This is a genomic window from Arsukibacterium sp. (genome assembly GCF_033722355.1).
Classification (GTDB): domain Bacteria; phylum Pseudomonadota; class Gammaproteobacteria; order Enterobacterales; family Alteromonadaceae; genus Alishewanella.
This window is the reverse complement of sequence record NZ_JAWVZF010000077.1, coordinates 1-12400: the sequence shown is the minus strand read 5'-3', so window position 1 is coordinate 12400 and position 12400 is coordinate 1. Positions and strand designations below refer to the sequence as shown.

Below are 12400 nucleotides of genomic sequence, written 5' to 3'. Positions count from 1 at the left end.
TGCGTTGGCCCACCCAGTTGCAACTGACTGAGTACCATGGCCGGCCCCGATTTCTGCCAGCCGGCACTGATTTGGGCGATATGCACCTCAGTGCCTAACTGACTGGCGATCAGCTGTTCCAGCTGCCCCTTATAACTGTCAGCATAAGGCAGTGCCAGACGAAGAACTGACACCAGAGTAGCAAGCAGCACCAGGCCAATGGCCAGTAACAGCCAGAGTTTATGTAAACAATAAAAGCAGACCCGGGTTGCTTGCCGCACTACATCATCACCACATCAAATTGCTCCTGCGTGTACATTGGCTCACCGTAAATAATAATTTGCTTGCCAATAAATACCTGTAACTCGGCCAGGCTGTGAAACTCGTCGGTGGTCAGCGCATCTTTAACCACAGGCGACACGTATACCGCAAATTTATCAGCGGCATAAGCGCGGTTTACCCGGACGATTTCCCGCAAAATTTCAAAACAGACGGTTTCAACCGTTTTCAGCGTGCCGCGGCCCTTACATACCGGACATTCAGAACACAGGATATGTTCCAGACTTTCCCGGGTGCGTTTGCGGGTCATCTCTACCAGCCCGAGCGCCGAAAAACCATGGATATTGGTTTTTGCCCGATCACGTGACAGGGCTAACTCCAGGCTATGATAGACCCGGCGCTGATGCTCGGTACTTTGCATATCGATAAAATCGATAATGATAATGCCGCCAAGATTGCGTAAGCGCAGCTGGCGGGCAATGGCCTGGGTTGCTTCGGTATTGGTGTTAAAAATCGTTTCTTCGAGATTACGATGGCCGACAAAGGCACCGGTATTTACATCGATGGTCGTCATCGCCTCAGTCTGGTCAATGATCAGGTAGCCACCACTTTTCAACGGTACCTTGCGCTCCAGCGCCCGCTGAATTTCATTCTCAACATCAAACATATCGAATATCGGCCGCTCACCGGGATAATATTCCAGTAAAGGTGAAATATGCGGCATAAATTCTTCACAAAACGCGGTGAGCTGCTGATAGGTAATTTTAGAATCTATCCGCACCCGCTCCAGTTCACTGCCGACAAAATCCCGTAAAATCCGGTAGCACAGGGTTAAATCTTCGTAGACAACGCCTTCCTTGCGGGTTTTCTGCTTACGCTTAACGATTTTGCTCCAGAGTTTTTTTAAGAATTTAGCGTCCTGGACCAGTTCTTCCGCGCCCGCGCCTTCGGCCGCAGTGCGGACGATAAAACCGCCGTTATCATCCAGACAGTCACTGACAATATCTTTTAAACGCTTACGCTCAGCTTCTGTTTCCAGCCGCTGGGAGACCCCGACATGATTAGAGTCGGGCATAAAAACCAGATAACGGGATGGCAGGGTGATATCGGTTGTTAAGCGTGCGCCTTTGGTCCCTAATGGATCTTTTACCACCTGCACCAGCAGGTGCTGGCCCTCGCGGACCAATACCCGGATATCTTTACTGACCGCAGGTTTGGGCTCCTGCTCATTGCTTTCATTATGCTGAACAATATCAGAGGCATGCAAAAATGCCGCTTTATCCAGCCCAATATCAACAAAAGCCGCCTGCATACCCGGTAATACCCGGCTGACTTTACCCACATAAATATTACCCACCAGCCCCAGCTTAGCCTGACGTTCGATGTGTAATTCCTGCAGGACCCCATTTTCAATCAGGGCAACCCGGGTTTCTGTCGGCGTAACGTTTAACAGTAGTTCTGCACTCATGCCTGCTCCTGCCAGTTACGTAATAAAAGATCAGTTTCGCACAGGGGCAGTCCGACCACGGCACTGTAGCTGCCACTGATATGGCTGACAAAACGACCGCCCTGGCCCTGGATACCGTAACCGCCGGCTTTATCGCGAGGTTCGCCGGATTGCCAGTAAGCGGCAATATCGGCATCGCTGAGCTTGCGAAAACAGACCTCTGTCGTGACACAGCAAATGTCACTGCTGTGGCGACCTATCAGGGCCACTGCGGTCAGCACCTGATGACAGCGCCCGGATAACAGTTGCATCATCCGGTTGAAGTCGGCCTCGTCGACCGGTTTGCCTAAAATATGCTGCCCGACCACCACGATGGTATCGGCACCCAGCACGGGTACGGCAAAATGGAGTTTGTCAGCGCCCGCCTGCGCCTTGGCGCGGGCCAGCCGGGTAACATATGCCCCGGGACTTTCATCGCTTTTAAGACTTTCGTCAACATCTACCTGCACCAATGAAAAGGGTACGGCAATCTGTTGCAGTAATTCACGACGCCTTGGAGAAGCAGATGCTAGTGCAATTTCTGGATACATGATTTCAGGATCTTTGTCGTATGCTTACGTCAGTTATTGGATCTTAAACTGCCGCCGGTAACGCCTTAACAACCAGAATACCCAGGGCCAGACTAACATACCTGTTAATACCGGCCATAAATAGGCGGGCAAAAAATAAACTCCGGTTAAAAAATGGCTGAGCCAGAACAACAGTAAATGATACAACGCTAAGAACAGGCCTATCAGTAGGGCTTGCTGGATCACCGAAAAGTTCCGGATCTTTAAATGGTTAACAGCAACAATAAATGTCACAACTGAAAATGCCAGAGCGTTTACCCCAAGCACAGTACCTACCAGCACATCGGTTAAAAAGCCCAGCACAAAAGCGGTAAGAATATTGACGCGTGCCGGCAATGCCATAGTCCAGTACAACACCACCAGTAACGCCCAGTCTGGCCGGAATAACTTTACCTGTTGCGGCATCGGCATCACAGTGAGCAGCAGCGCAATCAGCAATGACAGATAAATAAAACCTAAACCCCTATTTCTGCGCATTATTTTGGCTCCTCAGCATCCAGTACGTCGTCTAACCGGGTGCCTGGCCACAGCAACAGAACATGCCGGATCCGGTCCAGCTGGGCATAGGGTGTAGCATAAACGGTCATAAAAGGCTGACTTTCATCTTGCTGAACCCGGCTCACTTCCGCTACCGGATATCCTTCAGGGAACAGTCCGTCTAAACCTGAGGTCAGTAAGCGGTCACCCACCCGGATGTCTGCGCTTTGCGGCAGGTGGATCACCCGAAGCAAGTCCCATTGACCAAGCCCCTCAGCAACGGTTCGAATACCAGTCCGTTCAGCCCGCACCGAAATAGCATGGGTATTATCAGAAATCAGGATAGCCCGGCTACTGGTTGGGCCTACACTGACAATCTGGCCAACCACACCACTTTCATCAATTAACGGCTGATGGACTGACACCCCATCATTTTTGCCTTTGTTAAGCACCACCTGATGGCTGAACGGATGGCTGTAAACGGCCAGCACTTCAGCGACCAGCCGTTGACCATCGTTTAATGGGGCTGACCCCAGCAGGGCACGTAATTTGGTGTTTTCCTGCTGCAGGTAGCCGAGCAATTGCAGCTGACCATTCTGGCGCAACAGGGTTTCTTTTAGCCGGGCATTTTCATCCAGCAGCCGCTGATGTGACATAAATTGCTCGCTGGCACCGGAGATTAAGGTTTCCGGCAAACTGGCAACATAAAATAACGGGCTGACGGCGGAGGTAAGAAAACTACGAAGCTGGGTGGAACTCTCGGTGTAGCGATCCACCACCATCAGGCCGACGCTGCAAAGCACCGCCAGTAATAGTCGTAATCCTAACAGCGGGCCCCGGCCGAAAATCGTGTTCATAACATAACGTTTTTAGTCGGCGCCCTGTCACCTGGGTTAAGGCTGCTATTACTCATAACTGAACACATCACCACCATGCATATCTATCATTTCCAGCGCCTTGCCACCGCCGCGGGCTACACAGGTTAGCGGATCATCGGCGACCACAACCGGAATACCCGTTTCTTCCATCAGCAGCCGGTCCAGATCACGCAGCAATGCACCACCACCGGTCAGCACCATACCACGCTCAGAAATATCTGATGCCAGTTCTGGCGGCGCCTGTTCCAGCGCCACCATGACGGCACTGACAATCCCTGCCAGCGGTTCCTGCAGCGCTTCGAGGATCTCGTTACTGGTCATGGTAAAGCTACGGGGCACACCTTCGGCCAGATTACGGCCACGTACTTCAATTTCCAGTACATCATCACTGGGATAAGCAGATCCAATTTCGGTCTTAATCCGTTCAGCGGTTGCTTCACCAATTAAAATACCGTAGTTGCGGCGGATATAGTTAACAATGGCATCATCGAACTTATCACCACCAATCCTGACTGATGACGAATATACCACGCCATTTAATGAAATAATGGCAACTTCTGTGGTGCCACCACCAATGTCTACCACCATGGATCCGGTCGCTTCAGATACCGGCAAACCGGCTCCAATCGCCGCGGCCATCGGTTCATCTATCAGATAAACTTCGCGGGCACCGGCTCCCTGGGCAGATTCACGGATAGCCCGGCGTTCAACCTGGGTAGAACCGCAGGGCACGCACACCAATACTCTGGGACTTGGCCGCAGAAAACTATTACTGTGTGCCTGGCGGATAAAGTGCTGCAGCATTTTTTCAGTTACATAGAAATCGGCGATAACACCGTCTTTCATCGGTCGGATAGCCTTGATATTTCCCGGGGTCCGGCCCAGCATTCGCTTGGCGGCGTGTCCTACTGCTGCGACACTTTTCGGGCCACCTGCCCGCTCCTGCCGGATAGCAACGACAGAGGGCTCATTTAGTACTATGCCCTGATCTTTTACGTAAATAAGAGTATTGGCTGTACCTAAATCGATAGATAAATCGTTTGAAAAGAGGCCACGCAATTTATTAAACATGTAGACGCCAGATCCTTTTAACAAGTACTCCGCAAGCAGCAGCACCATTGGCGGGCTGGCTACCTTAATAACACCGGAGTTAAAATCAGTTACTCTGGCTATTCTAAGTAAGTCTATGCCAAGAAAATAGCCTTTTATGACATTTTTCAGAAATTAATCAGCCAGATTGCCCTATCTGGCGGCGAAGCAGGTGCTTACTCAGTAACGCCGCCAAAATTCCGGGCTAAAAGCGCTCTTGCCAGTATATTTGCCGGGGATTACCACGATAGCGACCAAAGATAAACTCAGCCACCGGTGAGTCCGTATAGCTGCCATCGTTATCCCAGTCGTACTGCAACCAGAGCGGAACCTGATAAGTGCCACTGATGATAGCCGGTACGTCAGGCGCCCGCAGCACCAGGCCTGCCGGTGGCGATGACCCGCTGCTAAGGCTCGTGGCGTTGGCAACAGCCGTGGTCAGACCCGGTGCTAAACTCAGGTCGGCTGCACTGATACTACTGCAACTATCCGCACTGTTCAGGATAAAACCGCTGCCATCCCAGTACCGGGCCGTTAAATTTACCGGCAGGTCGTCAAATTCAGGGCCAAAGCTATTAGCCATCTGCATCTGACCATAACGGATGTCGGTTTGCAGCAGGGCGGCAGCATTACAGCTACTATTGGCGATACAGTTAATATTAGCGACATTGGTGTCCGGATTAGCAACCTGGCTGCCATCACTGTCAAGCACGTTCAGCGCAACGGCCAGGCTGGTAAAGGGACCATCCGGGGCACCCGTCGGCTGCCGGTTCAGCCGCAGCTCAGTAGTGCTGAAAGTTTGCAGGCCCTCGTTCCAGTTACCAAAACCGCTGCTGCTGAGCCGGCTGGTCAGATCAACGCCGTTATCAGCGTTTTCTGCCTGCAGTAACAGGCTGCTATTGGCAAAACTGCCATAGTAATTAAGGGTTCGCTGGCCCAGTGTATTGCGGGCTGTCAGGGTAAATCCCAGGGCAAAAGGTTGCTGCATATAACTGAAATTACCGCAGGCCGCGCTGCTGCTGATATCACTGAGCGCAAAATCTGCTGGTACAAAACGACCGGTTGGCTCGCCTGTCGCAGCAGGCACCGGATCAGTCATGGTTAAATAATTAACCGGTGCGGTGCTAAACCGGAACACCCCCACTTCTGAAACACTTTGCTGAATGCTAGTCTGGCCATTTACGGCCCGCTGATGTGAATAATTTAAAAGGCCAGCGGTGCCGGGCACGCCGGCCGGCGCCACCAGAGTGTGGCTCAGACCGATATTACTCTGCTGAAAATTCGGGGTCACCGGGTTAGCACAGATATCGGTACTGCCGCTTTGCCAGGCATGGGCACTGATGGTCAGCCCAAATGTCTCGCCTGCCCGCTTAAATACCGGACAGCTGGCATCGGCTGCCGGACACTGGCCATCATTACGGATGCACATTCCCGCCGGCCGACGAATAAAAGCGTCTGCCCCATTCATTACCAGGCCATTATCATTTGTCGCGGCACTGCCACTGTAACGGGCATTCAGCTGGACCCGGCCGGCATCAGCATAATTCACGCTGATCAGCGCCTCGCCATTACTATCAAAATTAAGCACGGCCGGCGTACTGCCCGCTTCGGTCAGACTGATATTATTGCCGTTTACCTGCACTGGTAACGAGACCGGCCGGCCTGCGGGTCCGGGATCAAGATAACTGCTCCAGAAACTGACATTGCGGCTGACATTGGCAAATTGCGGCACACATTGCTGAGTAACATCACTTTGCCTGACCGCGGCTACTCTGATAGCACTGGCAGGCTGGTTAGCGATACCGTCCGGCACATTAAATACCAGCCCGGCACTGGCGAAGCTGACGTTACAGGCCGCCGTACTGAGCGGGCCCGTGCCGGCACGGCATAGTGTCTGACTAAGCGGCCGGGTGTTAGGTACTGAGCCACTGACGCCAATTAACGTGCTGCCGGCGACATTACGCCTCAGGTCAACCGTGGTGGTACCGCCGCTGAAATTAACGGTATTGCCCCCCACCCAGCCGCCATTGGTTATGCTGGCAGGGCTTAACGTAGCACTGACCGGCCCGGTAACCAGCTGGTTACAGCTGGCGTTAGCACAAGCCCGTATGGTAAAGGTTTCCGGTTTACAGGTTAACGCCTGACCACTGTAATCAAATTCAAAGTGATCGATCTGCTGGCCTACCGGCGATGAGCGCAAGGCACAAATACTGATATTATCTAATTCATGGATATTGGTTGAACCGCCGGTGGAACCGGTCAGGGACAGCAAGAAATTTTGTGGGGTGGCAGCTTGTCCCGGCTGGCTTTGCGCGTTAAATGGCTGAATTAATGTTATAAACCCTGTGCCATGGTTGCGCTCAACCGAGACCATTGTTGTGCCGGGCGATCTGGAATCAATCGTAAAGCGATAACGATGCGGACTGGCTGCATTACCGTCAACCCGCGGATTAAGGCAGCCCCCGGCCGGGTTAGTTGCGCCATCATTGCAGGTCCCCCGCAGATAACGATAGCCACTGGTACCGTCACCGGATCCGCGAACCACGACACTTTGTGGCCGGCGTCCTTTACTGGCAGCCCCGCCTTCGTTGGAAAAATTACCGAATTCATCCAGACCAAACCCGAGCCAGCCACCGGCAAAGCCGGGGATCCCCGGTTTATAGCCATAACCGAGCGGACCACCAAAACTGCCCGGCTGGGGTGTTACGTTCGCATCAGACAACACCACGGCCAGGCCATCGGCTCCGCTGCCGCCATAAGCCCAATAGTCAAACTCAATGATCACCAGATTATCAGCAGCCGGATACAACCTCTGGTAAGTTGCCGATGTTGCCTGATTGGTTACAGCCTGAGTCAGCCGCAGCCGGCCATTAACTATCTGAGGCGTAAAGCTGCCATTGCTGCGGGCAGTAACCCAGGTATCACTTAGCGAGCCGGCATTAAAGTCATCAGCAAGACAGATTAAGCAGGCATCAGCACGATTATTACCATCATAATTGCGGCCGGTTTGCTGAAATGAATACAGGGTACTGATTTCATCCGCAGTCAGCACGTTCTGATACAGCAACACTTCATCCATCTTGCCGCTGAAAAAATCAGTGAAACTGTTAGCAGCCTGCCACCAGACACCCAGTGCCAGACGACTGACATTAAGCTCCCCTCCTGCGGCACTGGCACAGCCAACCAGGCTGGCATTCAGATACAGACAAATAGTGCCGCCACGGCGGGTAAAAGCCAGATGATACCAGGTGTTAGCCTGCAGCACCGGCGGCGAGCTGGCGAAACTATAATAATTACCCTGAATTGCCGCGCGGATTGTGTTATCCGGTGTCAGGTAAAGCTCAAAAACGTTATTTATTGAGTCATTTGAAGCTGAAATCAGGTCGCGCAAACCGGTAGTCGTATCGGTGTTAAACCATAAAGACAACGAAAAGTTGCTCTGACCATTCAGCAGTTCTGCCGGTAATTCGGCACGGCTGTCGCTGTTTCCTGCAAAGCGGGCGGCCTGGTTCACCAGCCCGTCAGCCCGCGCCAGATTTCGACCGGCCCCGCTGAAATTGCCTGTTAAATCAGCCAGTACACTGCTGCTTTCGTCAGTGCACTGATCTAACGGATAATGGGCCCGCAATACCGCTGGTGGTAACACATTGTCACAGACTACACCGGCGTTAAGCAGCGGTATAGCATCTGGCCGGTAACTAACGGCAGCCCCGAAATTTGATACGGCGCCCTTAGCGGTCAGCCCACCATTGATCCGGGCGTTATTGTATAACTGTACCGTCCCACCGGCTAATACAAAACCATTGATCACGACATTGTTATTTAATACCAGATTGCCACTGACGACTAAAATAAAGTTCTCTGGTGGGCCGCCGGAATTTAAAACGACATTATTATCAATAGTCAGGTTACCATTAACAAACACCCGGCTGGTCGCACCGGTAGTGGTGCGAACAGCATTATTGCCAATAAGATAGTTGCCGTTGGTCGCGTAATAATAGTCGATTGGCTCCAGTGGCTGCGGCAAACTGGGATTAGGGTTAGACGGAAACGCAATGCTTGCCGGTACAGGGCTATTACTGCGAATAGCCTGAGTCCAGATATCCTGACAATTTATTGCCTGCGCTTTTGCGCTTAGCAAGAGTAATACGCTAGCCAGTAACCATCTCATTGCCGTACCTCCAGCTCGATAGTGCGACTGGTGATAAATTCATTGGCATTACAACTGGCGGTGCTTTGCAGCTGGTATAACTGGCTAAGCTGCGGGCTGGCCACCGCTTCGGCTGTGCACTGCACCTGCGTTTCGCAGCCGGTTAAGCCTGCTGCAGTAAAGTTAAACGTCCAGCTAATGCAGTTAGCGGTGCCACTACGTGGAAACAACTCGGTTAATGCCAGCTCCAGGCCACTTTGCGCTGCAAACAGGGCCCGGGTGCCCTGCACCTCATAGACCACACTGTCACTGCTGCTTAATAATATCCGTGACAATGCCAGCACCAAAGCCAGCATAACAACGATAACAAAGACCGCGACCACCAGTGCGCTGCCTTGTTGTTTAAGTTTACTGACGGGTACTTTAAGGTACATTTGGAATATGCACCTCATAGTTAAAAAACATATCACTGGCCGGACTCTGACCAAACTGCAACAGTAAATTTACCACGCTGTTGCGGGTTAATACCGTGTTGGTTACAGCAAACCGCACCTGCCGGACATTTTTTGCCATCAATACCGCGTCGCCTGCCGGAGGCAATAGCTGGCCGGCACTGTAGCCATAATTGCTGTAACGGCGGATACTGCCATCAACGCCATTAAAACAATAACTGATTGGGCTGGCAGCCAGCAGATAAAAACGCTTTTCCGGTGAATCTAACGGAAAGCTGTGGCTGCTGGCCAGCTGCACCATGCGGGTGGCGCTGTTACCATCGCCGTCATCCTGCTCAACACCGTTAAGGGGGATGGTGCTACCCGTTGCACCATAGATATCGGCCGGCTCTCGCGGATAAATGGTAAACGGCAGGTTCAGATAACTGTTCCGCCAGTCGAGCATCGCTAACCGCAATTCATTTGAGCTGGCCGGGGCAACCGGTGCCTGCAGGTACACCCCACTTGCAACAATAGGGGCAAATTCAATACAGCGCAGTAAAGCAGCATCGCTGCTACGGATACTGTTAGGCGCTGCATTACGTAATTCACGCTGTAACCGCTCTGCCACAAAGCGGCTCTGACTCAGAACCTGCTCACGCTCTGTGGCATCGCTGTACATAGTGGCACCCAGGCCAATATAGCTGCTTACCCCGAGTGCCAGCACCGACAACAATACGATAACAATAGTCAGCTCAATCAGGGTAAACCCGGCCTGATTATTTATCGGCAAAAAACGTGGCATCACCAGTTACCCCTGTATGCACTGAACTGTAATTCACTGCCGGTAGGCGTGCGCACCGTTACCGTAATCACTTTGGCCTGATTAGCCGCCAGGTTGATACCGCTGACTTCGCCGGCATTAGCGTAACTGACCCTGACGGTCAGTTGATAATTACGATAAACATCGGCCAGATCTTCTGCCAGAATATTGGTAAGCAACGAACCATTGACGGTAAAGTTGTTAAAATCGTCAACATCATTAAAACGCAGGCGGTTATCGGCGGCGCTTTCACCGGGATCGGCTGGCCAGCTGCCATCCGGGTTCTGCAAAGTGCAGGCGGGTGCGCCAGGTTCACCGCAGCGCAGCAAACTGCCGCTGCGCGGGCTTTGCTGGTCAAACGAGCGGGCCATAATGTCATTTAGCATGCTCTGGCCAAGCTCAGTGGCCCGCACCTGATGCCAGGGATCGGTACTTTTAATATATAAGGGCCCCAGTACAGCTGTCACCAGACTCAGAGCAATTGCCAGCACCACGATACCAACAATCAGCTCGATCAGACTCACTCCCCGCTGGCCATGGCTTAACATAAGTGAATATATCCTTCGTATTCAATACAAATACTCAGGGTGACACTGCCCTGCACATTTATCTGACAGCTATTCTGGCAGATACGCGCCCCTCCTTTGCCGATAGGCTGGCCCAGGTTATTAAAATACAAATCTACCGTAAAGGCTGTTGGGCTCAGCTGAACTGAACTGCGGTCACGGTTACTGATACAAAGCCGGGTTGCGGTATTTTCACAGCCCGGACTGCCGGCCGGATTAATGCTGATGCTATCTACCTGAACCCCGACCGGGAAGCAGTTTGTGCACTGCATTGCCTGAATTTGCCGGCGCTGAACCAGGCTGAATGCCTGGTCGCGGTATAAATATTCATTAGTGCCGCTGCCGTCAAAAAAACGGGGCACCAAGCTCACCGCCAGTACCCCGATTATAACCAGCACCACAATAAGCTCTATTAAAGTAAAGCCAGTGTGACGCTGCGTTTTAATCATATTAACTTACTATGATTAGCATTCAGTGTTGACAATAGTAATAACTGGTTTGGCAGCAGGACCAGTTGCTTGGGCATATTGCACGTAGCACGCCGTAGCATCAACCAAACCAGCGGCCTCAGCGGCGATTCGTATCGGATCTCCTGCCGAGGCAGGAGTGTTAAATTGAAAATCCGTCAACTCAGCTGCAGCCTTTAGAGAAGCCTCAGTAGCAGCTGGATAACCATATACAATATTAATTACAGGGTCGGTTAGCGACGAAGTCGCCGCACCTTGCACACCGGCAATAATCGCTTTGCCGTATACCAGCGAGCCAGCTGACTCCAGTGAGCCTTTTACCCCTTGCAACACTGAATTGCGGGCATCACTACCAAAGTCGAGAAACTTGGGTGCAGCGGTTACTGCCAGAATACCCAGAATAACGATGACGATAATTAATTCTATTAATGTAAAACCTGCCTGATTACGTTTCATGTAATACTACCTTTATTGATTTAAATGCTTAATTAACTTTATTTAAGAATAACTCAACCTGGCCGGTCGCCGGGCTATAAGTGAATCCATTATTGTTAGTGGTATCTGTTGGTGCCTGAGCCAGACCTGCGGTTTGGTGGTAAAAACACACATTACCATCAACCCGGACATAAAGCTGATTCGCTGCATTAAACGTGGTAGCCACTCTTAATCTTTGCTGAAACAGATTATTAATTAAATATAAGCAGTCTTCGTTGACGACAGCAGTCGCCAGGGTGCTGCCGGCATTCGGATCACCGGACGGATAACCAATAGTGCCATCAACCCCTATTTGCACCAAATCGTAATTAACAAAAGTCTGATTAGCTGAGCCACCGTTGCCTGCTGGCCGGCCTGCGACTTCCCATTGCGCCCGCACCAGGCCTACCGCAGAGGCGTAGCCACCGGCTATCCCTTCGACAGCGACATCTTCTGCTTCAGAGGTAAGGTCCAAAAATTTTGGTAACGCGGTTGCGGCCAGCAGACCAAGGATAATAATCACTATTACTATTTCGATTAAGGTAAAGCCATTTTGTCTTTTCATTTTGCTTGCTCCCAGCCATTTATAAAATTGAGTATATCGTTATTTATTATTATTAGCTTAATTAGTGTTAATTACTGGCCACCTTTGTAGGCATTCAGCATATCCCACATTGGGGTGAAAATCCCCAGCGCCAGTAACAGTACCAT

General features: G+C 51.6%; 13 protein-coding genes. All 13 read right to left on the bottom strand.

All coding sequences use genetic code 11. The features are described 5' to 3' along the window. On the bottom strand, positions 1-260 hold a 260-nt coding region (locus tag R3177_RS08760; RefSeq protein ID WP_318970654.1), incomplete at its 3' end, for a hypothetical protein. After that, positions 260-1726 (bottom strand): ribonuclease G, encoded by a 1467-nt coding sequence (rng, locus tag R3177_RS08755; RefSeq protein ID WP_318970653.1) that lies wholly within the window; start codon positions 1724-1726, stop codon positions 260-262. The genes R3177_RS08760 and rng, both read right to left, overlap by 1 nt. Next, positions 1723-2295 carry a Maf family protein gene (locus R3177_RS08750; protein WP_318970652.1) on the bottom strand — a complete coding sequence of 191 codons (573 nt, stop codon included), beginning with the start codon at positions 2293-2295 and terminating at the stop codon, positions 1723-1725. Before R3177_RS08750 ends, rng begins: the two co-directional genes overlap by 4 nt. 33 nt (positions 2296-2328) lie before the next feature. After that, positions 2329-2811, bottom strand: a complete 483-nt coding sequence (gene mreD, locus R3177_RS08745) for a rod shape-determining protein MreD (RefSeq protein WP_318970651.1) — start codon at positions 2809-2811, stop codon at positions 2329-2331. Beyond that, positions 2811-3668, bottom strand: a complete 858-nt coding sequence (mreC, locus tag R3177_RS08740) for a rod shape-determining protein MreC (protein ID WP_318970650.1) — start codon at positions 3666-3668, stop codon at positions 2811-2813. The genes mreD and mreC overlap by 1 nt, the downstream gene beginning before the upstream one ends. 48 nt (positions 3669-3716) lie before the next feature. Then, positions 3717-4760: a rod shape-determining protein gene (locus R3177_RS08735; RefSeq protein ID WP_019677307.1), complete on the bottom strand. Its 1044-nt coding sequence runs from the start codon at positions 4758-4760 to the stop codon at positions 3717-3719. 223 nt (positions 4761-4983) lie between these two features. Further along, the gene (locus R3177_RS08730; RefSeq protein ID WP_318970649.1) at positions 4984-8949 is read right to left on the bottom strand and encodes a DUF6701 domain-containing protein; all 3966 of its coding nucleotides are present in this window, start codon (positions 8947-8949) and stop codon (positions 4984-4986) included. Further along, positions 8946-9362 carry a type II secretory pathway component gene (locus tag R3177_RS08725; protein ID WP_318970648.1) on the bottom strand — a complete coding sequence of 139 codons (417 nt, stop codon included), beginning with the start codon at positions 9360-9362 and terminating at the stop codon, positions 8946-8948. The genes R3177_RS08730 and R3177_RS08725 overlap by 4 nt, the downstream gene beginning before the upstream one ends. Continuing rightward, entirely contained in the window at positions 9352-10164 is an 813-nt protein-coding gene (locus R3177_RS08720) for a type II secretion system protein (protein ID WP_318970655.1), read from the bottom strand. The genes R3177_RS08725 and R3177_RS08720 overlap by 11 nt, the downstream gene beginning before the upstream one ends. Next, positions 10164-10730 carry a prepilin-type N-terminal cleavage/methylation domain-containing protein gene (locus R3177_RS08715; RefSeq protein WP_318970647.1) on the bottom strand — a complete coding sequence of 189 codons (567 nt, stop codon included), beginning with the start codon at positions 10728-10730 and terminating at the stop codon, positions 10164-10166. The genes R3177_RS08720 and R3177_RS08715 overlap by 1 nt, the downstream gene beginning before the upstream one ends. Beyond that, complete coding sequence (locus R3177_RS08710) at positions 10724-11197, bottom strand: type II secretion system protein (RefSeq protein ID WP_318970646.1); 474 nt, start codon at positions 11195-11197, stop codon at positions 10724-10726. The genes R3177_RS08715 and R3177_RS08710 overlap by 7 nt, the downstream gene beginning before the upstream one ends. Positions 11198-11212: 15 nt before the next feature. Beyond that, on the bottom strand, positions 11213-11671 hold the full coding sequence (locus R3177_RS08705; RefSeq protein ID WP_318970645.1) for a prepilin-type N-terminal cleavage/methylation domain-containing protein: 459 nt from the start codon (positions 11669-11671) through the stop codon (positions 11213-11215). 28 nt (positions 11672-11699) lie between these two features. Further along, entirely contained in the window at positions 11700-12254 is a 555-nt protein-coding gene (locus R3177_RS08700; RefSeq protein WP_318970644.1) for a prepilin-type N-terminal cleavage/methylation domain-containing protein, read from the bottom strand. Positions 12255-12400: the final 146 nt, after the last annotated feature.